The following is a 22,469-nucleotide window of genomic DNA, read 5'->3' on the forward strand; positions in this document are numbered from 1 at the left end:
GCCTGTTTGCCATGCACAAGAAGGATCGGCTCCGTGTCCTTTCTCGACTTTTCGCACATCACCAAGACCTATCCGGGCGTCAAGGCGCTGTCGGACGTCTCGTTCGGCGTTGACAAGGGCGCGGTGCATGGCCTGATGGGCGAGAACGGCGCCGGCAAATCCACCCTGATCAAGATCCTGTCCGGCGACCAGCATGCCGACGAGGGCGAGATAAGCATCGACGGCAAGGTCCAGGCCTATGCCTCGACCAGGGACGCCTTCGACAATGGCGTCATCGTCATTCACCAGGAGCTGCAGCTGGTTCCGGAACTCACGGTTGCCGAAAATCTCAGCCTCGGGCGTTTCCCCGCCAACGCCGGCATCATCGCCGGCCGCCGGATGCTGGACGATGTCGGCGCCAAGCTGAAATCGGCCGGCATCGACATCGACATGCGCCGTAAGGTCAAGACGCTGTCCATCGGCGAACGCCAGATGATCGAGATCGCCAAGGCGATCATGTTGGATGCACGCGTCATTGCGCTGGACGAGCCGACCTCGTCGCTGTCCTCGCGCGAAAGCGAAATCCTGTTTGCCCTGATCGACCGCCTGCGCGGCGAGGGCAAGGTCATAATCTACGTCTCGCATCGGCTCGACGAAGTGTTCCGCCTCTGCGACAGCCTGACCGTGCTGCGCGACGGCAAGCTCGCGGCGCACCACGCTTCGCTGAAAGGCGTCACCCGCGATCAGGTCGTCGCCGAAATGGTCGGCCGCGAAATCTCCGACATTTGGGGTTTTCGTCCGCGCAAGCCCGGAGATATCAGACTGAAGGTCGAGACCCTGTCCGGAGCCAAGCTGAAGACACCGGCCAGCTTCGAGGCTCGCGCCGGCGAGATCGTTGGTTTCTTCGGCCTGATCGGGGCCGGGCGCTCGGAACTGATGCGGCTGGTCTATGGCGCCGATCCGCGCTCGGGCGGCACCATCACCGTCGACGGCAAGCTGGTCCGCGCCACCGATCCGCGTGGCACGATCCGGGCCGGCATCGTGCTGTGCTCGGAGGATCGCAAGCATGACGGCATCATCCAGGGCCGCTCGGTCGAGGAGAACATCAACATCTCGTCGCGGCGCCATCACACACGCTTCGGCGTGCTCAACCGCGTCAACGAGATCGCCACGGCCGAGACCTTCATCAAGAAGCTGAAGGTGCGCACGCCGTCGCGCAAGCAGGACATCATCAACCTCTCCGGCGGCAACCAGCAGAAGGTCATTCTTGGCCGCTGGCTGTCCGAACAGGGCGTGCGTGTCCTCATCGTCGACGAGCCGACGCGCGGCATCGATGTCGGTGCCAAGTCGGAAATCTACGAATTGCTTTACCAGCTTGCCGAGGACGGCATGGCGATTGTCGTCGTCTCGTCCGAACTGCCGGAGGTGATGGGCATCTGCGACCGCATCCTGGTGATGTGCGGCGGCCGCGTCAGCGCTGAACTCACCCGCGATCAGTTCGCCGAAAGGGCGATCCTGGCCGCCGCTCTCCCCGATCAGAAAACCCCCGACGCGATCGCATCCTGAGGACTTTTGGCATGACCGACCAGTTGAAGAAGCTCTTGCTCGGCGAACAGGGCCTCGTCGTCATCTTCGTCGTCGCCTTCGCGCTGGTGTCGCTCCTGGTGCCGAACTTCCTCACCGACCGCAACATGCTCGGCCTGCTGCAGTCGGTGGTCACTGTCGGCATCGTCGCCTGCACCATGATGTTCTGCCTTGCCGCCCGCGACTTCGACCTGTCGGTAGGTTCCATCGTCGCCTTTGCCGGCATGGTCGCGGTTATGGCGTCGAACGCCACCGGCTCGATCCTGCTCGGCCTCCTGGCGGCAATCGCCTGCGGCGCCTTCGTCGGCTTCATCAACGGCGTCGTCATCGCCAAATTCCGCATCAACGCGCTGATCACGACGCTGGCCACCATGCAGATCGTGCGCGGCCTTGCGCTGATCGCGTCCGACGGCCGCGCCGTCGGCATCAACAGCCCGGATTTCTACCAGCTCGCGCTGTCGAAACTGCTCGGCATACCGACACCAGTTTGGGTGCTCGCCATCCTGTTCTGCATCTTCGGCTTCGTGCTCAACCGCACCGTCTTCGGCAAGAACACGCTGGCCATCGGCGGCAATCCGGAAGCCTCGCGTCTTGCCGGCGTCAATGTCGACCGCACGCGCATCTGGATCTTTGCACTGCAAGGCGTCGTCTGCGGCATCGCCGGCATTCTGCTCGCGTCGCGCATCACCTCGGGCCAGCCCAACGCGGCGGTCGGGCTCGAACTTTCGGTCATCTCGGCCTGTGTGCTCGGTGGCGTTTCGCTTGCCGGTGGCCGCGCCACCATGTCGGGCGTCATCGTCGGCGTGCTGATCATGGGCATCGCCGAGAACGCCATGAACCTGCTCAACATCCCGGCCTTCTACCAGTACATTGTGCGTGGCGTGATCCTGCTGCTGGCCGTGCTGCTCGACAATCTGCGCTCGTCGGCACTGGGTCGGCGTTAAGCTGGAGGGACAAAAATGGCTGAGCGCCTTTCCGGCAAACGCATCTTCCTGACTGGCGCCGCGCAAGGCATCGGGCTCGCCATCGCCGAGGCCTGCCTTGCCGAAGGCGCAAAGCTGGTTCTCGTCGACCACGACGGCGCGTTGCTAGACAAGGCCGTCGCTGGCCTCGCCGCACCGCAAGGCCGTGTCGGGCATGCGGCAGCCGACATCAGCGACGGAGCCGCGATTGCGGCTGCCGTCAGACAAGCGACCGCCGAGATCGGCCCGGTCAACGCGCTGATCAACAACGCCGGGGTCAATGTGTTCTCGACGCCACTCGATACCAGCGAGGAGGAGTGGAACCGCAATTTCGACGTCAACGTCAAGGGCGCCTGGAATTGCAGCAAGGCGGTGCTGCCGGGCATGATCGCGAGCGGCGGCGGCGCCATCCTCAACATCGCCTCGACGCACAGCTTCACCATCATCCCGCACACCTTCCCCTATCCGGTCGCCAAGCACGCGCTGCTCGGCCTGACCAAATCGCTGGCGCTCGAATATGCGGCGCAAGGCGTGCGCGTGAACGCGCTGGCGCCGGGCTATGTCGAGACGCAGAAGGCGATCGACTACTGGAACAGCTTTGCCGATCCGGTGGCGGCGCGCGCCAACACCATGGCGCTGCATCCCGGCGGCCGCATCGCCACGGCGCGCGAGATCGCGCTGGCTGCGGTGTTCATGATTTCCGACGAGTGCCCGTTCATGAACGCGGCCACGCTCGTCGTCGATGGCGGGCTGAGCCAGCTCCAGCATCCTGCCTGAATTCCGGGAAAACCATGACCAAGAGACGATCGCAGCACTGGTTCGGCGGCCAAGGCAAGGATGCCTTCATCCACCGCAGCTGGATGAAGAACAACGGCCTGCCCGACGACGCTTTCGACGGCCGCCCGGTGATCGGCATCTGCAACACCTTCTCCGAATTCACGCCTTGCCACGTGCATTTCCGTGGCCTGATCGAGCACATCAAGGCAGGCGTGCTGGAGGCCGGCGGCTTGCCGCTGGAATTTCCGGTCTTCTCCTGCGGCGAGTCCAATCTGCGCCCGACGGCGATGCTGTTTCGCAACCTCGCCTCGATGGATGTCGAGGAGGCGATCCGCGGCAACCCGATGGACGGCGTCGTGCTGATGGCCGGCTGCGACAAGACCACGCCGTCGCTGGTCATGGGCGCGGCCTCCTGCGACCTGCCGTCGATCGTCATTTCCGGCGGGCCGATGCTCAATGGCCGCTTCCAGGGCCGCGAGATCGGTTCCGGCACCGATGTCTGGAAATTCTCCGAGGATGTCCGCGCCGGCGTGATGAGCGAACAGGATTTCGCCAATGCCGAGAGCGCCATGTCGCGCTCGCCCGGCCATTGCATGACCATGGGCACCGCCTCGACAATGGCCTCGATGGTCGAGGCGCTGGGCCTGGCGCTGCCCGGCAACGCAGCCTATCCCGCCGTCGACGCGCGCCGCAGCCGCATTGCTCGCATGACGGGGCGGCGCATCGTCGAGATGGTCAACGAAGATCTGCGCCCGTCGGCGATCCTCCAGAAAGAAGCCTTCGCCAACGCCATCCGCGTCAATGGCGCCATCGGCGGCTCGACCAACGCGGTCGTGCATCTGCTGGCGATCGCCGGTCGCGTCGGCACCGAGCTGACGCTGGACGATTGGGACAGATATGGCCGCGATGTGCCAACCATCCTCGACCTGATGCCGTCAGGCCGCTTCCTGATGGAGGATTTCTGCTACGCAGGCGGCATTCCGGCGGTCATGAGGGAGATCGGCGATCTGCTCGATCTCGACGTGCTGACCATCACCGGCAAGACCGTGCGCGACAACATCGCGGATGCCCAAAACTACAATCCCGAGGTGATCCGTCCGCGCGACAAGGCGCTCACGCCCAATGGCGGTATCGCGGTGCTGCGTGGCAATCTGGCGCCCGACGGCGCCATCATCAAGCCGTCAGCCGCGTCGCCAGCTCTGATGAAGCATCGCGGCCGCGCCGTCGTCTTCGAGGACATCGACGACTACAAGGCGCGCATCGACGATCCCTTGCTCGACATCGACGACGGCTCGATCATGGTGCTGAAGAATTGCGGCCCCAAGGGCTATCCGGGGATGGCCGAGGTCGGCAACATGGCATTGCCCCAGAAGCTGCTGAAGCAAGGCGTCCGCGACATGATCCGCATCTCCGATGCCCGCATGTCCGGCACTGCCTTCGGCACCGTCGTTCTGCATGCCGCACCCGAAGCCGCCATCGGCGGCCCGCTGGCGCTGGTCCGCAGCGGCGACATGATCGAGCTTGATGTCGAAGCGCGGAAATTGCATCTCGACGTGTCCGAACAGGAACTCGCAAAGCGGCGGACATCCTGGGCCCCGCCGGAACCGGCGATGCGCGGCGGCTATCAGGGGCTTTACGTCGACCATGTCCTGCAGGCGGATCGCGGCGCCGACCTCGACTTTCTCGTCGGAAGCCGTGGCCACGCCATCCCACGCGAAAGCCATTGAGGCCGACCGGCGTGCCCAATTTCCAGCCTGATGATTTCCACGGCATTCACGCTATTCTCTACGCGCTGTTCGACAGCGACGAAAAACTAGACCGCGCTGCGATGCGCAGGCAGGTCGAGATTTGCCTGGCAAGCGGCGTGCACGGCATGGCGGCGCTCGGCCTGGCAACGGAAGTCGCCAAGCTGACCGGAGCCGAGCGTCGGATGATCATGGACTGGACGGCGGAAGACACCACCGGGAAAGTGCCGCTCGCCTTCACCATCTTCGGCTCTTCGGTGGCCGAGCAGGTTGCACAGGTTCGCCATGCTGAAAGCGTGGGAGCGGACTGGGTGATCCTGCAGCCGCCGCCGGCCGGATCCTATGGTGCGCCGGAATACATCAAGTTCTTCGGCCGCGTCGCCGAGGCGACCGATCTGCCTGTGGCGATCCAGAATGCGCCGGCTTTCTTCGGGCGCGGCCTGTCATCAGACGAAATCCGCGAACTTGTCACGCTTCATCCTAACATAAGGCTGATCAAGGGCGAGGGCCCGGTCACCGACATTGCCGGCTTGATCGAGCGCACCGAAGGCCGGATACCGGTGTTCAACGGACGTGGCGGCCTGGAGCTGATCGACAATTTCCGCATCGGTTGCCGTGGCATGATCCTGGCGCCTGATAGCATCGACCTCGCCGTGCGCGCCTACAATGCGTTCCGCGCCGGAGACGAAGCAGCGGCCGAGGCCGAGTATGCAAGAATGCTGCCGGCAGCGGTCTTCGTCATGCAGGGCATTGAAAACCTGATCTGCTACGGCAAGCGGCTGTTTGGCGCCCGTGCCGGCATCCCGATACACGACCGGTCTCCGGCGATGCGGCCAAGCGAGGTTGGCCTTGCGATGGTGACGCGCTTTTCGGATGGCCTCGGCCGGTTGCCGGGCTGAACGGCAATTCCCGCTAATAGGTCGTCCGCCACGATCCACGCGACGATGGCGGCAAGCCCTGAGGCTAACCGAGAAGGTCGGCTGCGACTTCGAGCGTGTTGCGCAACGACGTCTCGAGATGGCGTTCCATCGCTTGCGCGGCGCCCTCGGCGTCGTGATGCTTCAAAGCCTCGAAGATGGCTTCATGCTGCTCGATCGTCTGTTCGCCATAGCCGGGCTTCGGAATGACGAGATGGCGGCCGCGATCCATCTGCGCCTTGGAGATGTCGACGGCTCTCCAGATCATCGGCAGGCCGCAGATTTCGGCGATAGTGCGGTGAAAGACGTCGTCGAGCTGTATCGCGGTGGCATATCTGCCCTGCGATATAGCAAGCCGGTGCGCCGCCATATTGTCCTCCAGCAATTCGCCGGCAGCCGGTGAGAACCTGGCGGCCGCGCGTCGGGCGCTTTCCATCTCCAGGGCCCGGCGGATGACGTAGGCTTCCTCCAGGTCGGCCCGGCTGATCGGTGCGACATAAATGCCGGTCTGCGCCAGGATGTTGACCAGACCCTCGTCGCTGATGCGCTTGACCGCCTCGCGCACCGGGGTACGCGAAACACCGAGCGCTTCCGCGATGGCCACCTCATTGATCACTTCCCCGGGCCTCATCTGTCCGACGACGATCAGGTTGCGAATCTGATGATAGATCTGATCGCGGAGCGGAAGAGCCCGATTGAGCGCCGAAGGATCCAGGTCCATGGGAAATCCGTGGCTTAAGTCGCCGGAAATGGTCAGTTTAGAATGAAAATCAGAAAGCCTCTAATACGAGGGGCGGCTCGGGCGTGCAACTCGCCCATGGCTTCCGGAATCCGATGCCGAGGACAAGAGGCCAGCCGTCGGGGGACCTGGCCGCCCGAGGAAGGCGTGGCAGCCAATGAATTCGGATTCGGACGGATGGAGAGAATTTCTAATCCCGTCAGCGGATTTAGAATAAACTAACTCTACAGAATTTGTGGAATAAGCAATCTGCACTGGGGATCTGGTTTTCCTCGGACAGGACACGCCATGCCTACTCTTTTGCGCTCGCCCTTAGCCAAAGCAGGGATATCCGGCCGCCTCCGCCAGGCAGCAGGAGAAAGGCCATGAGCCGGGATGTGCCAGAACACATCAAGGTGCTCTGGTTCCTGCCGACGCATGGCGACAGCCGCTATCTCGGCACGACAGAAGGCGGCAGAGCCGTCGATCTGCCCTACCTGACACAAGTGGCGAAGGCCGCCGACACGCTGGGTTACTACGGCGTGCTGCTGCCGACCGGCCGGGCATGCGAGGATTCCTGGGTGATCGCATCGGCGCTTGTGCCGCTGACCGAGCGCTTGCGTTTCCTTGTCGCCGTGCGGCCGGGCCTGCAGTCGCCGACGCTGGCCGCGCGCATGACGGCGACGCTGGATCGCATCTCGAATGGACGCCTGCTGATCAATGTGGTCACTGGCGGCGACCCGCTGGAGAACAAGGGCGACGGCATCTTCCTGTCGCATGCCGAGCGCTATGAGGTGACGCAGGAGTTCCTGCAGATCTACAAGCGGGTGTTGAGCGGCGAGACGGTCGAGCACGAGGGCAAGCATTTCCGCATCGAGGATGGCCGACTGCTGTTTCCGCCGGTGCAGACGCCCTATCCACCGCTCTATTTCGGCGGCTCGTCCGACGCCGGATCCGTGGTGGCGGCGCAGGAGATCGACAAGTATCTGACCTGGGGCGAGCCGCCCGCCGATGTCGAGCGCAAGCTGGATGGCATGCGTGAACTGGCCGAAAAGGCCGGCCGCAAACTCTCCTTCGGAATTCGCCTGCATGTCATCGTGCGTGAAACCACCGAGGAAGCCTGGGCTGCCGCCGACAGGCTGATCAGCCGGCTCGACGATGCGACGATCGCCTCGGCGCAGAAAGTCTTTGCCCGCATGGATTCGGTCGGCCAGGCGCGGATGAGCGCGCTGCATGGTGGCAACCGCGCGAAGCTCGAGATCGCGCCCAACCTCTGGTCCGGCGTCGGCCTGGTGCGCGGCGGCGCCGGGACCGCACTTGTCGGCGATCCCGACACGATCGCCGAGCGCATCGACGAATACCGGCGTCTCGGCATCGATACCTTCATCCTGTCCGGCTATCCGCATCTGGAAGAAGCCTATCGCTTCGGTGAGCTGGTGCTGCCGAAACTGCCGACCGATCATCCGGTCAAAGTTGCCGCTTCGTCCGTCAACACCGGCCCGTTTGGCGAGACCATCGCCGGCGACCACCGGCCGAAGTCGCTCGCCAGCGCTTCATGAACGCGCTCCCTCCGATCCGCCGGTTGCGTGTCGCCATAATCGGCGGCGGTTTTTCCGGCGCGGCGGTGGCCTGGCACCTGGCGTGGTCACATCGACCGGCGCACCTGTCGATTTCCGTGATCGAGCCGCGACCGTTGCTTGGCGGCGGCCTTGCCTACTCCAGCAAGGAACCTGCGCATCGGGTCAATGTCCCAGCGACAAGAATGAGCATGGCTCCGGAAGATACGCAGCACTTTGCACGCTGGTTGACGGACAGTGGGGAACTCGAGCGCGACGCCGACGCCATCTGGAAGAATGGCGACGCCTATCCACGCCGGCGCGTGTTCGGTCGCTATGTCGCCGAGCATCTGGCGCCCTATCTCAATTCCGGCGTTGTCCATCATGTTGAAGGTTCCGCCACACGCGTGACGCGCGATGCCAGTGGCGCGGGCTGGACCGTGCACACGCCCAGTGGGCCAATTGGCGCCGACATCGTCGTCCTGGCGGCGACGCACCCGCAGCCCGCGATTCCAGCCGCGCTGATCCACCTGGCGGAAGCGCCGGGTTTCATCGCCGATCCGTACGCGCCATCAGCACTTGCCGGGATCGGTCCGGACGCGTCGGTGTTGATCGTCGGCTCTGGCTTGACCTCGGCCGACATGGTCGCCGAACTCGACCGCCGCGGCCATTGTGGCCGCATCCTGTCGTTGTCGCGCCGCGGCTTACGCTCGCGCGGCCACCCGGATGTCAGGGGCGAGCCCTTCGGCGATTTTGTCTCGGCCCCGGCCATATCAGCGCTTGGCCTGCTCAAGACCATTCGTGCGACGCTGGCGGGGGCGCGCGCGGCCAATGTCAACTGGCAGTCGGTCTTCGATCAGTTGCGCCTGCAGGGGCCGGTGCTGTGGGCCGCACTTTCCCCGCCGGAGCGGGCAAGGCTGGTCCGCCAGCTGCGCGTGTTCTGGGACGTTCATCGCTTCAGGATCGCTCCACAGGTCGCTTCCGTGCTCGACCGGCGTCATGCAGCCGGCACGTTCGACACCATTGCCGCCAGGCTCGTCGCATCGAACGATGAGGATGGCAGCCTGGCGGTCAGCTTTCAACGGCGCGGGCAGACGCGGATCGAGACGGCGCGCTTCGATGCCGTCATCAACACCACGGGTCCGGCCCATGGGCAGGCACTGCAACTGAATCCGGCGCTAAGCTCGCTGGCGGAAGCCGGGCTGATCAGGACGGACCAATACGGGCTGGGCATCGAGACCAGTCTCGACAGTCGTGCCGTCGGCCGGGATGGCAGGATAATCACGACACTCTTCGTCGCCGGTCCGCTGGCACGAGGGACTTTCGGCGAACTCATGGGCCTGCCCGAGGTTGCCCGCCATGCCCAGACGGTCGCGACCGAGATTGCAAGACTGCTCGACACGCCAGCCACCATCAGCGCAAACGCCGCGCGTGGTTCAGTCACGAGCTAACCCCAGCAAGCCGGGTTGGCCTGATAAAATTGGTATTTCCGTCCCCAGAGGGCCGCAAAAACGGAAAATCCTCCTTTGTATATATATTCTATAAACATAATAAATATTGGGGAAAGCCGGCGCGACCGGAGCGATCAACGACACGGCCTGAATGGGAGACAGTTCATGGCACAAGCAGAAACCGACGCGATCAAGTTTGCCTACTGGGTGCCGAATGTTTCGGGCGGCCTGGTAATCTCCAACATCGAGCAGCGCACCAGCCATTCGGCCGAGTACAACCGCAAGCTGGCGCAGATCGCCGAGAAGTCCGGCTTCGACTATGCGCTCAGCCAGATCCGTTTCACCGCCGGCTACGGTGCTGACGAGCAGCATGAATCGGTGGCGTTCAGCCATGACCTGCTGGCCGCGACCACCACGCTCAAGGTCATCGCCGCGATCCTGCCCGGACCGTGGAACCCGGCGCTTGCGGCCAAGCAGATCGCCACCATCAGCTATTTGACCAACGGCCGTGTTGCGGTCAACCTCGTCTCCGGCTGGTTCCGTGGCGAGTTCCATGCCATCGGCGAGCATTGGCTCGACCATGACGAGCGCTATCGCCGCTCGGAGGAGTTCATCCGTGCGCTGCGCGGAATATGGACTGAAGACAGCTTCACCTTCCGCGGCGATTTCTATCGCTTCAACGAATATTCACTGAAGCCGAAGCCGCCGCAGCCGCTGCCCGAAATCTTCCAGGGTGGTTCATCGCGCGCCGCACGCGACATGGCATCGCGGGTTTCGGACTGGTACTTCACCAACGGCAACACGCCGGCCGAGATCGCCAAGCAGGTCGACGACCTCAGGGCCAAGGCGAAGGCCAACAACCATTCCGTCAAGGTCGGCGTCAACGCTTTCGCGGTCGTCCGCGAGACAGAGGACGAGGCCAGGGCGGTGCTCGCCGAAATCATTGCCAAGGCCAATCCCGAGGCGGTGAACGCCTTTGGCCACGAGGTCAAGAATGCCGGCAAGGCTTCGCCGGAAGGTGAGGGCAACTGGGCGAAATCCTCCTTCGACGATCTGGTCCAGTACAATGACGGTTTCCGCTCGAACCTGATCGGCACGCCCCGGCAGGTCGCCGAACGCATCGTTGACCTGAAGCGCGCCGGCGCCGATCTCATCCTGCTCGGCTTCCTGCACTTCCAGGAAGAGGTCGATTATTTCGGCAAGCATGTCATCCCGCTCGTCCGCGAACTGGAAAACGCCGAGGCGGCAGCGTCGCTGGCGGCGGAGTAGTCACCCTCACAGGCTGGCCGGATAGGCTCCGGCCGGCACACGCATGAAAGCTACCGGCGCGCTCGAGTCATCGAGCCGCAATGAGAATTTGCGCGCCTGCTGAAGCAATCGAGGACGATTGGAATGCCTCTGCCCAGTTATACGCTTGGAGTGATGGAGGCTTCCGCCTATGCACCGGAGGTCTTTGCGCGCGGCCTGCCGTCAAGCCCGCCTGAGCAGCAGCCCGAAGCCAACGGCGAACCGATCGGCTCCGTTGCCGGCGTCGCCTCTCCGCTGCTTTCGCTCCAGGGCATCGGCCTGTCGTTCGGCGGCGTCGTGGCACTGGCCGATATCGACCTGTCGGTCCGCCCTGGCGAGATCCGCACCATCATCGGCCCGAATGGCGCCGGCAAGAGTTCGCTGATCAACGTCATCAGCGGCGTCTACCGGCCGGATCGCGGCCATGTCCAGCTCGACGGCGTCGTCTATGCCCAGGTGCCAACGCAGCGGCTGGCGCAGCTCGGCGTCGCCAGGACATTCCAGAACCTCGCACTGTTCAAGGGCCTCAGCGTCCTCGACAATGTCGCTTCCGGCCTCGCCTACAAGGTCCGCTCCAACTTTGCCGGCCAGGTGCTCGGCATCGGCCGCTCGCGCGGCGAGCAGCGCGACTCCCTGAGCCGCGCCGAACAGATCCTCGAATTCCTCGACCTCACCGCTGTTCGCGATCGCCTTGCCGGCACGCTGCCTTACGGGCTGCAGAAGCGGGTCGAACTGGCCCGTGCACTGGTCGCTGAGCCGCGCCTTCTTTTGCTCGACGAGCCGATGGCCGGCATGACCGCGGGCGAGAAGAGCGAGATGGCGACCTTCGTCCGCGCTGCGCGCGACCGCTTTGCCACCACCGTGGTGCTGATTGAGCACGATGTCGGCGTCGTCATGGGCCTGTCCGACCGCATCGCCGTTCTCGACTACGGCCGCAAGATCGCCGACGCCACGCCCGACGAAGTCAGGAACGACCAGCGCGTCATCGATGCCTATCTCGGCGTCGCCTCGGACAATGAGGACGGGGCAGGCATATGATCGCCGATTTCGACTACCAGTTCTTCATCGAAGTGCTCGTCGGCGGCCTGCTTTCCGGCGTCATGTATTCGCTGGTCGCGATCGGCTTCGTGCTGATCTACAAGACCTCTGGCGTGCTCAATTTCGCGCAGGGCGCGATGTTGCTGTTTGCGGCGCTGACCTTCGTCAGCCTTGTCGAGCGCGGCATTCCGTTCGCGCTGGCGCTGGTGATCACCTTCGCCATCATGGTGGCGATGGGTGTCGCCATCGAGCGCACGGTGCTGCGGCCACTGACCAACAAGCCGCCGATCACGCTGTTCATGGCGACGCTCGGCCTGTCCTACATCATCGAGGGTGCAGCCCAGCTGATCTGGGGCACGCAGGTCCATGGTCTTGATCTCGGCATCGAGGACGTGCCGCTGGAAATCGGCGGCGTGCTGATCAGCCAGTTCGATATCTTCGCCGCCGTGGTTGCCGCCGGCATGGTTCTCCTGCTGTCGCTGTTCTTCCGCTACACCCGCATCGGCCTCAGCTTCCGCGCCGTCGCCGACGACCAGTTCGCTGCCCTCGCGGTCGGCCTCAGGTTGCCCTTGATCTGGGCCACAGTCTGGGCTGCTGCCGGTCTCGTCGCGCTGGTGGCTGGCCTGCTCTGGGGCGCACGCCTCGGCGTCCAGTTCTCGCTGTCGCTGGTGGTGCTGAAGGCGCTGCCGGTGCTGGTGCTCGGCGGCTTCGACTCCATCCTCGGCGCCATCGTCGGCGGGCTGTTGATCGGCGCCAGCGAGAAGCTCGCCGAGGTCTATATCGGCGACTATTTCGGCGGCGGCATAGAGAGCTGGTTCGCTTATGTCGTCGCGCTCGTCTTCCTGCTGATCCGCCCTTCCGGCCTGTTCGGCCAGAAGCTCGTTGAGAGGATCTGAGCGATGACCGCGATAACAAGCGATTTCTTCTCCGCGCCGGTGCTGCCGAAATGGGTCGCACCGGTCCTGCTGCTCGCCTTCGCCTATGGCGTCGTGCCGCTAATCGGCTCGAGCTATCTGTTCGAGGCCATCCTGCTGCCGTTCCTGGCGCTCAGCCTCGCCGGCGTAGGCTTGAACATCCTGACCGGCTATGCCGGCCAGGTGTCGCTGGGCAGTGCCGCCTTCATGGCGGCGGGCGCCTTCGCCGCCTATAATTTCGACCTGCGCGTCGAGGGCCTGCCGCTGATCGGCAGCATCTTCCTGGCCGGCATCGTCGCCGCCGCGATCGGCATCGTCTTCGGCCTTCCCAGTCTGCGGCTGAAGGGTTTCTATCTCGCCGTCTCGACCCTTGCCGCGCAGTTCTTCGTGCAATGGGCGCTGACCAAGTTCAGCTGGTTCTCCAACAACTCGGCATCCGGCGTCATCGACGCGCCGAGACTGTCGATTTCAGGCTTCGCGCTCGACGGCGCCATCGGCCGCTATCTCTTCGCTCTGACCATCGTCACTGTGCTGACCTTCCTCGCCCACCGGCTGGTCACGTCGCAGACCGGGCGCAACTTCATCGCCATCCGCGACAATGAAACCGCGGCCCGCATCATCGGCATCCCCGTGCTGAAGACCAAGCTGCTGGCCTTCGCCATCTCGTCCTTCATCATCGGCGTTGCCGGCGTCATCTGGGCCTTCGCCTATCTGCGGACCGTCGAGCCGGACGGCTTCGATCTCGATCGCTCGTTCCAGATACTGTTCATCATCATCATCGGCGGTCTGGCCTCGATACGCGGTGCGTTTTTCGGCGCCGCCCTTATCGTCGTCTTTCCGCTTGGCTTGTCTCGCCTCGGCGGCTTCCTGCTCGGCGATCTCTTCGACTCGGGCGTGCTCGACATGAGCCAGCGCATCGTGCTGGGCGCGCTCATCATCCTCTTTCTGATCCTGGAGCCGGACGGGCTGGTGGCCCTGTGGGACAGGATCCGAAGACGGCTCCTGTTCGCCTGGCAGTCGACTTGAGCTGATCCGGGCAACCGCCCCGAACTGAAAATGAACCGCATCCGAAAATGAGCCAGAGGCCGAACCCAAGACGGCCCATACCGGGAGTACCCTAACCATGACTTTCCTCAGCACAATCAAGGCGGCGGCGCTGTCCGCGGCGATGATCGTGTCGGTGGCCTTGCCCGCCGCGCATGCCGATGAACAATATTTCCCGCTGCAGAGCTATCGCGTCGGACCTTACGCGGCCGGCGGCACCGGCTTCTTCGGCGGCTTCATCGATTACCTCAACCTCATCAACATCCGCGACGGCGGCGTTAACGGCGTCAAGCTGACCTGGGACGAGTGCGAGACCCAGTATGAGGTCGAGCGTGGCGTCGAATGCTACGAACGGCAGAAGAGCCATGCCGGTGCTGCCGCCTGGAACCCGCTCTCGGTCGGCATCGCCTATGCCATGATCGACCGCATCACCGCCGACAAGGTGCCGCTGATCACGGTCAACCACGGCCGCACCGACTCCACCGACGGGCGTGTCTTCCCCTACGTCTTCCCGCTGCTGCTCAATCCCTACAGCGAGACGTCAGGCATCGTGAACTACATCGCCTCCAAGGAAGGCGGCATCGACAAGCTCAAGGGCAAGAAGATCGTCGTACTCTATCACGGCTCGCCCTACGGCAAGGAGACCATCCCAATCTATGAGCTGCTGGCGCAGAAATATGGCTTCACCGTGCAGCAGATCGAGGTGCCGCATCCCGGCAACGAGCAGCAGTCGCAGTGGCTGACGATCCGCCGCGCCAAGCCGGACTTCGTCGTCCTGCGCGGCTGGGGCGTGATGAACCCGGTGGCGCTGAAAACGGCGGTCAAGGTCGGCTATCCCGTCGACCATATCGTTGGCAATGTCTGGTCGAACTCGGAAGAGGACGTCATCCCGGCCGGTGACGCCGCCAAGGGTTACACCGCCATCACCACCCAGGCTTCCGGCAACTCTTACCCTGTGGTGCAGGAGATCGTGAAGACGGTCTACGACGCCGGCAAGGGCAATCTGGAAGACAAGTCGCGCATCGGCTCGGTCTACCACAACCTCGGCATCGTCAACGGCATCCTCAATGTCGAGGCGATCCGCGTCGCGCAGGAGAAGTTCGGCCATCGCACGCTGACCGGCGACGAGGTCCGCTGGGGCTTCGAACATCTCAAGCTCGATCCGGCCAAGGTCGAGGCGCTCGGCGCCAAGGACCTGTTCCACTCGATCAATGTCAGCTGGGACAATCACGAGGGCGAAGGCTACGTGACCTTCCAGCAGTGGGACGGCAAGAAATGGAACGTAGTCTCCGACTGGATCGCGCCGGACTGGGCGCTGCTGCGGCCGATCATCGAGAAGTCCGCCGAGGCCTACGCCGCCGAGAAAGGCATCAAGTTGCGCACGGCGGATGATGCCGACGCGGTGACCTCCAACTGATCAGCCAAAGCCTGGCGCTGCGGATCGAGTTCCGCGGTGCCCGGCTTGTTTCGGTTCATCGAACCACGAAATGAGAGCCCTATGCCGGACGATGACGTCATCCTTGCCGCGGACGCGGTCCATGCTACCTACAACCACGCCATCACGGCGTTGCACGGCGTCAGCTTCGCGTTGCGGCGTGGCCAGATCCTAGCATTGCTCGGTGCCAATGGCGCCGGCAAGACCACGACGCTGAAGGCCGTCTCCAACCTGCTGCCGGCCGAACGCGGCCAGGTCAATTCCGGCACCATCCGCTATGAAGGCTCAGATGTCTCGCGCCGCAAGCCGGGCGATCTCGTGCGCGCCGGCCTGGTCCAGGTGCTGGAAGGCCGCCACTGCTTCAAGAGCCTCACCGTCGAGGAGAACCTGATTGCCGGCGGCATCGGCCGCAGCGGCAGCCGTGCCGAGATCAATCAAGACCTCGAGCGGATCTACGGCTATTTCCCTCGCCTGCGGGAAAAGCGCCGGACATTGTCCGGCCTGACCTCCGGCGGCGAACAGCAGATGACCGCCATCGGCCGGGCGTTGATGTCGCGTCCGCGTCTGCTGGTCCTCGACGAACCATCGATGGGGCTCGCCCCGCTCATCGTCCAGGACATCTTCCAGAGCTTGAGAAAACTCAACCGTGAGACCGGCCTGTCGATCCTGGTCGCCGAGCAGAACTCGGCGGTGGCGCTTCGTTATGCCGACCACGCCACGGTGCTGGAAAACGGCGTCTCCGTTCTCTCTGGCGCAGCCGCCGAGCTTCGCCAGCGCGAGGACATCAGGGCCTTCTATCTCGGGCAGCAGGCAGCGCCTGCCGCCAAGCCAGCCCATCTCCATGCCGTGGCCTGAAACGAAATCCGAAGGAGCATTGAAATGACCGTCTCGACCGTCAAGACCGACCACGCTTCCGCCGCCGTGCCGCCAGTCGCGCGGCCAACCGTGCCGGCGCACATCATCAAGGACGACGTCGAGGCGATTGCGATTGCCCACGCGCTCGCCGTCGAATTCGTCAAGGACTCCTCCAGGCGCGATCGCGAGCGGATCTGGCCGGTTGCCGAACTCGATGCCTTCTCGCAAAGCGGCCTGTGGTCAATCAATGTGCCCAAGGCATTCGGCGGGCCGGAGGTGTCCTATGCGACGCTGGCGAAGGTGATCGAGATCATCTCGGCGGCGGATTCCTCGATCGGCCAGATTGCGCAGAACCATCTCGGCGTCGTCGCCGCCATCCGCACCGTGTCCGATCCGGATCAGCAGAAGCTGCTGTTTGGCGAAGCGCTGAAGGGCACCCGGTTCGGCAACGCCTTCTCCGAGTTTGGCTCCAAGCGCGCCGCCGATTTCGAGACCCGCTTCACCGATGCCGGCGATCATGTGGTCATCAACGGCCGGAAATTCTATTCGTCCGGCGCGCTGCTCGCCCATCTGGTGCCGATCGTGGCGCTCGATGACGAGGGCCGCGCCTGGTATGCGATCGCCGACCGCGGCGCACCCGGCCTGACGGTCATCGACGACTGGTCGAGTTTTGGGCAGCGCACGACGCTGTCCGGCACCGTCATCATCGATAACGTCAAAGTGCCGAAGACGCATCTGGTGCCAGGCTACAAGGGCTACGACAAACCGACCGCCGACGGCGCCATCTTCCAGATCATCCAGGTGGCGGTCGACACCGGCATCGCCCAGGCGGCGATCGACGAGACGGTTCACTTCGTCAGGACCAGGAGCCGCGCCTGGATCGACAGCGGCGTCGACAATGCCTGGGACGATCCCTACACCATCCACGCCATCGGCGACCTGACGCTGCGCCTGCACGCGGCGCAGGCGCTGCTGGAGAAGGCCGGCCTGGCAATCGACCGGGCGGTGATCGAACCGACCGCCGAGACGGTGGCGCATGCGCAGATCGTCACCGCCGAGGCAAAAATCCTGTCGACCGAGATCGCCATCGCCGCCACCAACAAGCTGTTCGAACTGGCGGGAACCCGCTCGACGCTGGCAGAGCACAATCTCGACCGGCATTGGCGCAACGCGCGCACGCACACGCTGCACGATCCGGTGCGCTGGAAGTATTCGATCCTCGGCAAATATTTCCTCAACGGCGAAAATCCGCCGCTGCACGCCTGGAGCTGATTTTCCACCGGCGGGCGGGCGGCCCGCCGCATCAAACCTTCGACCATCCAAGAGAGGCCCACAACCATGTCAAACCCAACAGTCGTCGGCTTTTCCGGCAACATCACCCGGCCGTCAAAGACGCGCGCCTTCGTCGATCTGGTCGCCAGGGATATCGCCGCCAGCCACGGCCTGTCGGCGAGCACCTATGATATCGAGGATCTCGGTCCGTCGCTGGGAACGGCGAAATGGGCCCGTGATCTCGATGGCCAGGCGCGCGCGATCCTGGAACAGATCCTCGCCGCCGACGTGCTCGTCGTCGGGTCGCCGACCTACAAGGGCAGCTATACCGGTCTGTTCAAGCATTTCTTCGACCTGATCGATCCGGCAGCGTTGCGGGGGAAGCCCATCGTGTTGACAGCGACCGGCGGTGGCGAGCGCCATGCCCTGATCGTCGAACATCAGCTGCGGCCGCTGTTCGGCTTCTTCGAGGCCTTTGCCCTGCCCACCGCCGTCTACGCCACCGACAAGGATTTCACCGACGGCGTGCTGCGCTCCGAGGCCATCCTGAAGCGTGCGGCGCAGGCGGTCGACGAGGTAGGCTTCGTGCTGGCCAACCGCTCGGCCGGCAGGATCGCCGCCGAATAACTGCCGGCAGCGGATTGCGCCAAGGTCTAAATCAGCGTGGCGGGTAACCTCGCTTACGCGCAATTTACGACCGCCCGCTAAAACGTTCCTGTCTGATTCGTCTGGGACAGGAACGTCATGAGCAAAGCCCTCACATCCTTCGCACTGGTCGCCGTGCTGACCGCCTTGCTCATGGCGTTGAGTCTGGCCGTGGCCAGGCACGGCTATCCCTATGGCGCGATCGGCGTCAGGCGCCTTGACGGCATTGCCGACGCCAGTGTGTTCATCCCGATTGCCGCTGTCTATTTCTTCAGCGCGATGCTGATGATGATCCTGCCGATCAGGGCGGCCGGCATCGTCCTGACGCATGCCGCCGACGCCCTCTTCTGGACCGTGATCGCGCTGTTTGCGACCATCGTCGGCTGTCTGGTCGCCAGATGGGCTTTCGGCCAGGGCAGCGCCGTGTGGGCATTGCTGAACTGGCGGTTCCTGTTTGCGGCGGCGATCGTCGGTTGCCACTTCGTCATGAACGAGCTGCGCCGCAACGTCCTGCTGCGCAGCCTGTTCTTCGTGGTCTTTGCCGCCGCGACGCTGGCCTGCCTGTTCTGGTCGTTCACGCTTTGACGGGATTGTACTACCGCCAGCTAATCTGCTGATCCGGCGGCGATGTTGCCGGCGGCAATTTCCATCCACGTCCAGAGATAGGCTGCAAGACCGCGATCGACATGGATGCGCAGCTTGCTGCCATGGCGATAGACGACGGCGCTGATACCGGCGAAGGAAAGCGCTGCACTGGCACTCGCTTGGCTGGGATCGAGCGTTGTCCCGCGCGCGATGAAAGCGTCGAGCGCAGCGCCCTCCACCTCGAACACCTGCAGCCCGGCGCTGATCGCCGTCACCGCGAACCCTTCTGCGTGCCAGCCCGTGGCGATGGCAAGCGGGCTGTTCGACACGACAAGCAGCCGGTCGCGCGCCAGCCGCGCCGCATAGCGGCCGCCCTGCGCGGCGCCAAAAGCGCCCACGCCAGTTCCGTCGATGCCGGAAGCCCGTGCCCACGCGTCGAGGTCGCCGCTGACCAGCAACTGGGTGAGACCCGAGATTGCGCGCACCGCAAGGCCGGGCGCGGTGATAACCGCACTCTGCCAGTCCGGCGCAACGGACCATTTCTCCGCGAGATCACGCATGCAGCCGGTCTCCTGCCGGGTCGACGGCGCAAGGGGCGGTAATCGTCGCTTTGCTGATCTTGCCGAGATGCTGGATGTCGATCGTCTCGCCATGGCGGGCCGCGCCGCGCTCGATCAGGCCAAGTGCAACCGGGCGGCCGAGCGTCGGGCTTTGGTAGCTGGATGTGACAAAGCCCTGGCTGCGCAATCTGCCGTCGATCCGTTTGATGCCGTGCGCGCCGGTAGGTAGCGGCGCTTCGCCTTGCGGCACCGCCAATCCGACAAGCTGCATGCGGTTGTCACGCGAGGCCTCCTCTGTGAACAGCGAGCGGCGGCCGACGAACTCGGTCTGGCGTTTGGCGCGCGGGCCGTCGACGCCCAGATCGTGCGGCAGCGTGGTGCCGTCGGTGTCCTTACCGATGACGATAAAGCCTTTCTCGGCGCGCAGGATCATCAGCGCTTCGAGGCCGATGACGACGGCGTCGAACGCCTGGCCGGCCTGGCGCAGTCGCGTCCACAACGGCTCGGCGCGATCGGCCCGGATCGAGATCTCGTAGCTCCGGTCGCCGGTGAAGCTGACGCGGGCGATGCGGACTTCGTCGCCGGCATAGGTTCCATGACCGACTGCCATATGCGGCAGGTCGGCATCGTCGAGCGAAAGGCTGAGGTCCAGCGCTTCGAGCAGTTTTCGGGCGTTTGGCCCCGAGACGGTCAGCGTCGCCATGTCTGATGTGGCGTTGTGGATGTAGACAGCGCCGCGGCCAAAACGGTCCTGACGCCATTCTTCCAGCCGGGCATGCACGGCAGCGACATGCGAGGACGAGCACGACACGACGAAGCGATGCTCGTCCAGCCGCACCAGCACGCCGTCGTCGAAGACCACGCCGTTTTCCGACAGCATGAAGCCGTAGCGGCAGCGGCCCGGCTTCAACGTCGACATGGTGTTGTAATAGAGGAAATCGACGAACGCCGCCGCCTGCGGTCCGATCACCTCGACCTTGCCGAGCGTCGAGCCGTCGAACAACGCGACCGACTGGCGGGCGCGTAGCGTCTCGTCCGCGATCGAACGCTCCGCGTCCGCGCTGCCGCCATAGTGGGCCGGGCGCAGCCAGCCGCCATATTCCTGGAAGACAGCGCCATTGGCGCGGTGGACGTTTTCGAGCGGCAACCGCCGCACAGGCGCCATCAATTCGCCGACGCGCGCGCCGGCAAAGCTTGCCAACGGCACCGGCGTGAACGGCGGACGATAAGTTGTCGTGCCGACCTCCGGCACCGTGCGGCCGGTGATCCCGGCCATCAGCGCCAGGCCGGGCAGGTTGGAGGTCTTGCCCTGGTCGGTCGCCATGCCCAGCGTGGTGTAGCGCTTCAGATGTTCGACCGAGACGAAGTTTTCCCGCGCCGCAAGCTCGACGTCCTTCACCGTCACGTCGTTCTGGTAGTCGATCCAGATGCGTCCCTTCGAGCCCGGAATCGGCCATGCCGGGAGGATGCCGCCCGTCGCCTCCGGTCCGGTGCTGCGCGGTAGGGCAGCCTTCGTCTGGCCGAGCGATGCAACGACGGTGCCGGCGCCAGCAAACACGTCCGACAAGGCGACCGCGCCGGCTGCGGCACCAACCACGGCGATGCCGTCGACCGGATCGCCGGGCAGAAAGGCTGCGCGCTCTTCGCTCCAGGCGAGCTTGCCCTTGGCCTGGCCGAAGAGATGAATGGTCGGCGTCCAGCCGCCGGAGATCAGCAAGCAATCGGTATCCAACCTCGTGCCGTCGTCGAGCGTCACGCCGTCGACGCGCAGCCTGCCACTGGCGGAAGCCAGGGCGCGCCGTTTGACCAGCCGGACATTGGCGGGCGCGTTAGGCGTGCCGTCGCGCCGCAGGTCGACAAGCGTGACTTCAGCACCTGCCTCGGCAAGCGCCCCTGCCGTTTCATAAGCGCTGTCATTGTTGGTGGCGACGACAATGCGGCGGCCGACAAGTACGGCATGGCGCCTGAGATAGGCGAGCGCCGCGTCCGCCGACATAATGCCCGGCAGGTCGTTGTTGGCGAAAGGCAGCGGCCGCTCGATGGCGCCGGTCGCCAGCACGATCTGGCGCGGCCTGACCCGCCACAGCGTATCCGGCCGGCCATCGGGATGACGCTGGTTCAGCCCGACCAGATTGTGGTCGTAGACGCCGAAGGCGGTGGTCGAAGGCAGGATCAGCTGGCCGGCCGAGGCAAGTGCTGCAATCGTCTCCGCAATCCAGGCGGCCGCCGGCTTGCCGTCGATCTCACCGGCACGATGGCCGAGCGACCCGCCGGGGCTCTGCTGGTCGTCGACCAATGTGACGGTCAGACCAGCACCAGACGCCAGTCTTGCCGCCGCCAGCCCTGCCGGTCCCGCACCCACCACCAGCACGTCGCAATGATGGTTGATCTGGTCCGCTGTGCCCGGCGAGGTCCAGTCCGCATCGACCTTGCCCAGCCCCGCCATGGCGCGGATGCGCGGCTCGAACCTGTGCCAGTCCGGCCACATGAAGGTCTTGTAGTAGAACGCCGCAGGAATGAAGCGCGCAAAACGGTCGAGGAAGGCGTTGCGATCGGCCAGCGCGCTGGGTGTGGCGTTGACGCTTCTCGCCACCAGCCCGTCGCGCGCCGGCTCGGTCGTGGCGCGCGTGTTGGGCGTCGCTCGCGGGCCGCCGATGTCGATCAGCGCGTTCGGCTCCTCGACGCCGGCGCCCCATATGCCGCGCGGCCGATGATATTTGAAACTGCGGCCGACGACCGCGACATCACCCGCCAGCAGCGCCGAGGCGATGGTGTCGCCGGCAAAACCGTGCACTGTAGCCCCGTCGAAGCTGAAGCGGATCGGGCGCGTGCGGTCGATGGCGCTGCCGCCGGTGGCTAGACGCGAGGCGGTCACGCCGCGTGCTCCCCGCCGAGAGCGGCCGAGGACAGCACCTTGTGGCTGACCGTGTCACGCTCCATGACGAAGAACTCGCCGCAGTTCATGTGAACCCAAATCTCGCGCGCCGTGCCTTTAGGGTTGGTGCGCAGATAGAGGTAATCAGCCCAGCGATCGATCGGCACGTCGGCGCCATCCGGCCTGATGTTGCCGGCATCGCCGCCAAAGTGGAACTCGGTCTCGTCACGCGGGCCGCAGAATGGGCAAGGAAAGATCTGCATAAAATCC

20 protein-coding genes are annotated in these 22,469 nt (G+C 64.5%); 16 read left to right on the forward strand and 4 right to left on the reverse strand.

All coding sequences use genetic code 11. The annotated features are described in order from the left end of the window. Positions 1 to 33 precede the first annotated feature (33 nt). Genes araG through C8D77_RS17455 form a run of 5 tightly spaced genes read left to right on the forward strand, consistent with a single transcriptional unit; the run spans position 34 to position 5,946 of the window. A complete protein-coding gene (araG, locus tag C8D77_RS17435) occupies positions 34 to 1,545 on the forward strand; it encodes an L-arabinose ABC transporter ATP-binding protein AraG (protein ID WP_109665821.1) in 1,512 nt (503 codons plus the stop codon). A gap of 11 nt (positions 1,546 to 1,556) precedes the next feature. Continuing rightward, positions 1,557 to 2,507, forward strand: coding sequence for an L-arabinose ABC transporter permease AraH (gene araH / locus C8D77_RS17440; RefSeq protein WP_109665824.1), 951 nt, complete (start codon positions 1,557 to 1,559; stop codon positions 2,505 to 2,507). 15 nt (positions 2,508 to 2,522) lie between these two features. Beyond that, positions 2,523 to 3,302 carry an SDR family oxidoreductase gene (locus tag C8D77_RS17445; RefSeq protein WP_109665827.1) on the forward strand — a complete coding sequence of 260 codons (780 nt, stop codon included), beginning with the start codon at positions 2,523 to 2,525 and terminating at the stop codon, positions 3,300 to 3,302. Positions 3,303 to 3,316: 14 nt separating this feature from the next. Beyond that, positions 3,317 to 5,029 carry an L-arabinonate dehydratase gene (gene araD / locus C8D77_RS17450; protein WP_109665829.1) on the forward strand — a complete coding sequence of 571 codons (1,713 nt, stop codon included), beginning with the start codon at positions 3,317 to 3,319 and terminating at the stop codon, positions 5,027 to 5,029. Next, positions 5,026 to 5,946, forward strand: a complete 921-nt coding sequence (locus C8D77_RS17455; protein WP_245951804.1) for a dihydrodipicolinate synthase family protein — start codon at positions 5,026 to 5,028, stop codon at positions 5,944 to 5,946. The genes araD and C8D77_RS17455 overlap by 4 nt, the downstream gene beginning before the upstream one ends. A gap of 64 nt (positions 5,947 to 6,010) precedes the next feature. On the opposite strand, the gene C8D77_RS17460 is transcribed toward C8D77_RS17455, so the two are convergent. Then, on the reverse strand, positions 6,011 to 6,685 hold the full coding sequence (locus C8D77_RS17460) for a GntR family transcriptional regulator (RefSeq protein ID WP_109665832.1): 675 nt from the start codon (positions 6,683 to 6,685) through the stop codon (positions 6,011 to 6,013). Between the two features lie 383 nt (positions 6,686 to 7,068). Between C8D77_RS17460 and ssuD the strand changes: the two genes are divergently transcribed. From ssuD to C8D77_RS17515, 11 genes are all read left to right on the forward strand, one after another. Continuing rightward, positions 7,069 to 8,241: an FMNH2-dependent alkanesulfonate monooxygenase gene (gene ssuD / locus C8D77_RS17465; protein ID WP_109665835.1), complete on the forward strand. Its 1,173-nt coding sequence runs from the start codon at positions 7,069 to 7,071 to the stop codon at positions 8,239 to 8,241. Further along, positions 8,238 to 9,689 carry an FAD/NAD(P)-binding protein gene (locus C8D77_RS17470; protein WP_109665838.1) on the forward strand — a complete coding sequence of 484 codons (1,452 nt, stop codon included), beginning with the start codon at positions 8,238 to 8,240 and terminating at the stop codon, positions 9,687 to 9,689. Before ssuD ends, C8D77_RS17470 begins: the two co-directional genes overlap by 4 nt. A 165-nt stretch (positions 9,690 to 9,854) precedes the next feature. Beyond that, positions 9,855 to 10,958: a dimethylsulfone monooxygenase SfnG gene (gene sfnG / locus C8D77_RS17475; RefSeq protein WP_109665841.1), complete on the forward strand. Its 1,104-nt coding sequence runs from the start codon at positions 9,855 to 9,857 to the stop codon at positions 10,956 to 10,958. 123 nt (positions 10,959 to 11,081) lie between these two features. Then, entirely contained in the window at positions 11,082 to 12,014 is a 933-nt protein-coding gene (locus C8D77_RS17480) for an ABC transporter ATP-binding protein (RefSeq protein ID WP_109665844.1), read from the forward strand. Beyond that, the gene (locus C8D77_RS17485) at positions 12,011 to 12,910 is read left to right on the forward strand and encodes a branched-chain amino acid ABC transporter permease (protein WP_109665847.1); all 900 of its coding nucleotides are present in this window, start codon (positions 12,011 to 12,013) and stop codon (positions 12,908 to 12,910) included. The genes C8D77_RS17480 and C8D77_RS17485 overlap by 4 nt, the downstream gene beginning before the upstream one ends. Before the next feature lie 3 nt (positions 12,911 to 12,913). After that, on the forward strand, positions 12,914 to 13,954 hold the full coding sequence (locus C8D77_RS17490) for a branched-chain amino acid ABC transporter permease (RefSeq protein WP_109665850.1): 1,041 nt from the start codon (positions 12,914 to 12,916) through the stop codon (positions 13,952 to 13,954). 97 nt (positions 13,955 to 14,051) lie between these two features. Next, complete coding sequence (locus C8D77_RS17495; RefSeq protein ID WP_109665853.1) at positions 14,052 to 15,389, forward strand: ABC transporter substrate-binding protein; 1,338 nt, start codon at positions 14,052 to 14,054, stop codon at positions 15,387 to 15,389. 81 nt (positions 15,390 to 15,470) lie between these two features. Then, on the forward strand, positions 15,471 to 16,262 hold the full coding sequence (locus C8D77_RS17500; RefSeq protein WP_109665856.1) for an ABC transporter ATP-binding protein: 792 nt from the start codon (positions 15,471 to 15,473) through the stop codon (positions 16,260 to 16,262). Positions 16,263 to 16,286: 24 nt separating this feature from the next. After that, entirely contained in the window at positions 16,287 to 17,534 is a 1,248-nt protein-coding gene (locus C8D77_RS17505; RefSeq protein WP_109665858.1) for an SfnB family sulfur acquisition oxidoreductase, read from the forward strand. 66 nt (positions 17,535 to 17,600) lie between these two features. Continuing rightward, complete coding sequence (gene msuE / locus C8D77_RS17510) at positions 17,601 to 18,161, forward strand: FMN reductase (RefSeq protein ID WP_109665860.1); 561 nt, start codon at positions 17,601 to 17,603, stop codon at positions 18,159 to 18,161. 117 nt (positions 18,162 to 18,278) lie between these two features. Further along, positions 18,279 to 18,764 carry a hypothetical protein gene (locus tag C8D77_RS17515; RefSeq protein ID WP_109665862.1) on the forward strand — a complete coding sequence of 162 codons (486 nt, stop codon included), beginning with the start codon at positions 18,279 to 18,281 and terminating at the stop codon, positions 18,762 to 18,764. A gap of 20 nt (positions 18,765 to 18,784) precedes the next feature. On the opposite strand, the gene C8D77_RS17520 is transcribed toward C8D77_RS17515, so the two are convergent. From C8D77_RS17520 to C8D77_RS17530, 3 genes are read right to left on the reverse strand one after another with little or no spacing between them, the layout of a single operon-like run. Continuing rightward, positions 18,785 to 19,324 (reverse strand): hypothetical protein, encoded by a 540-nt coding sequence (locus tag C8D77_RS17520; protein WP_109665864.1) that lies wholly within the window; start codon positions 19,322 to 19,324, stop codon positions 18,785 to 18,787. Beyond that, a complete protein-coding gene (locus C8D77_RS17525) occupies positions 19,317 to 22,199 on the reverse strand; it encodes a sarcosine oxidase subunit alpha family protein (RefSeq protein WP_109665867.1) in 2,883 nt (960 codons plus the stop codon). Before C8D77_RS17525 ends, C8D77_RS17520 begins: the two co-directional genes overlap by 8 nt. Further along, a complete protein-coding gene (locus tag C8D77_RS17530; protein WP_109665870.1) occupies positions 22,196 to 22,462 on the reverse strand; it encodes a sarcosine oxidase subunit delta in 267 nt (88 codons plus the stop codon). Before C8D77_RS17530 ends, C8D77_RS17525 begins: the two co-directional genes overlap by 4 nt. Positions 22,463 to 22,469 lie beyond the last annotated feature (7 nt).

Origin of the sequence: Mesorhizobium loti, from assembly GCF_003148495.1 — a bacterium.
Taxonomy (GTDB): Bacteria; Pseudomonadota; Alphaproteobacteria; order Rhizobiales; family Rhizobiaceae; genus Mesorhizobium; species Mesorhizobium loti.

Excerpts from the sequence above, each read along its gene's own strand:
- araH (WP_109665824.1), top strand. The coding sequence starts at position 1,557 with ATGACCGACCAGTTGAAGAAGCTCTTGCTCGGCGAACAGGGCCTCGTC.
- C8D77_RS17445 (WP_109665827.1), top strand. The coding sequence starts at position 2,523 with ATGGCTGAGCGCCTTTCCGGCAAACGCATCTTCCTGACTGGCGCCGCG.
- araD (WP_109665829.1), top strand. The coding sequence starts at position 3,317 with ATGACCAAGAGACGATCGCAGCACTGGTTCGGCGGCCAAGGCAAGGAT.
- C8D77_RS17460 (WP_109665832.1), bottom strand. The coding sequence starts at position 6,685 with ATGGACCTGGATCCTTCGGCGCTCAATCGGGCTCTTCCGCTCCGCGAT.
- ssuD (WP_109665835.1), top strand. The coding sequence starts at position 7,069 with ATGAGCCGGGATGTGCCAGAACACATCAAGGTGCTCTGGTTCCTGCCG.
- C8D77_RS17470 (WP_109665838.1), top strand. The coding sequence starts at position 8,238 with ATGAACGCGCTCCCTCCGATCCGCCGGTTGCGTGTCGCCATAATCGGC.
- sfnG (WP_109665841.1), top strand. The coding sequence starts at position 9,855 with ATGGCACAAGCAGAAACCGACGCGATCAAGTTTGCCTACTGGGTGCCG.
- C8D77_RS17480 (WP_109665844.1), top strand. The coding sequence starts at position 11,082 with ATGCCTCTGCCCAGTTATACGCTTGGAGTGATGGAGGCTTCCGCCTAT.
- C8D77_RS17485 (WP_109665847.1), top strand. The coding sequence starts at position 12,011 with ATGATCGCCGATTTCGACTACCAGTTCTTCATCGAAGTGCTCGTCGGC.
- C8D77_RS17490 (WP_109665850.1), top strand. The coding sequence starts at position 12,914 with ATGACCGCGATAACAAGCGATTTCTTCTCCGCGCCGGTGCTGCCGAAA.
- C8D77_RS17495 (WP_109665853.1), top strand. The coding sequence starts at position 14,052 with ATGACTTTCCTCAGCACAATCAAGGCGGCGGCGCTGTCCGCGGCGATG.
- C8D77_RS17500 (WP_109665856.1), top strand. The coding sequence starts at position 15,471 with ATGCCGGACGATGACGTCATCCTTGCCGCGGACGCGGTCCATGCTACC.
- C8D77_RS17505 (WP_109665858.1), top strand. The coding sequence starts at position 16,287 with ATGACCGTCTCGACCGTCAAGACCGACCACGCTTCCGCCGCCGTGCCG.
- msuE (WP_109665860.1), top strand. The coding sequence starts at position 17,601 with ATGTCAAACCCAACAGTCGTCGGCTTTTCCGGCAACATCACCCGGCCG.
- C8D77_RS17515 (WP_109665862.1), top strand. The coding sequence starts at position 18,279 with ATGAGCAAAGCCCTCACATCCTTCGCACTGGTCGCCGTGCTGACCGCC.
- C8D77_RS17520 (WP_109665864.1), bottom strand. The coding sequence starts at position 19,324 with ATGCGTGATCTCGCGGAGAAATGGTCCGTTGCGCCGGACTGGCAGAGT.
- C8D77_RS17530 (WP_109665870.1), bottom strand. The coding sequence starts at position 22,462 with ATGCAGATCTTTCCTTGCCCATTCTGCGGCCCGCGTGACGAGACCGAG.